This is a genomic window from Aeromonas sp. PrichA-15, from assembly GCF_017939245.1.
Lineage (GTDB): Bacteria > Pseudomonadota > Gammaproteobacteria > Enterobacterales > Aeromonadaceae > Aeromonas > Aeromonas caviae.
In genome coordinates, this window is sequence record NZ_JAGKRH010000214.1 from 1 (window position 1) to 647 (window position 647).

The 647-nt window shown below is 54.9% G+C and carries 1 pseudogene; it reads right to left on the reverse strand.

Going from position 1 to position 647, the window contains the following annotated elements:
* Window positions 1-556: pseudogene (locus J9889_RS19560) on the reverse strand (transposase); the annotation flags it as partial.
* Window positions 557-647 lie beyond the last annotated feature (91 nt).

Sequence of the window (647 nt, forward strand, 5' to 3'; positions counted from 1 at the left end):
CGCCGTAACAGCGCCCAGACCCGGCGATAGCCATAGGAGGGAAGCTCTGCCATCGCCTCCATGATACGGCCAAGTAAGGCTGCATCATCACGCTGGCGATGATGACGACCATCTTGCCAACCCGGTTTTCGATGAACACGAACGGATAGCTGCGCACGCGATACATTAAGAGCCTGGCTCACAGCACTTAATCGTCGTCCCCCGGCAACAAGGGCGCATGCGCAATCCATTTTTTTGCTCGACCATACTCCACGGCTTCTTTGAGGATCTCGTTCTCCATGGTCTTCTTCCCGAGCAGACGCTGAAGCTCTCGGATCTGCTTGATGGCAGCAGCCAACTCGGAAGCAGGAACAACATCCTCACCGGCGGTGATCGCCGTGAGAGACCCTTCTTGGAATTGCTTACGCCATTTGAAAAGCTGGTTTGCGTTGACGTCGTGCAAGCGAGCAACATGAGAGACGGTCATCCCGGGCTCAAAGGTCTGCTGCACGATGGCGATCTTTTCTTGTGGAGTCCGGCGTCGACGGCGCTCGGCCCCTGTTAACACTTCGACCATCTTCTCGTTGTGACTAGTACTGAACATAGCTCCAAGACTACCTCTTAAGTTAAGAGGGGCGAAGTGTCTGGATCTTCAAGGGGCCAATCTA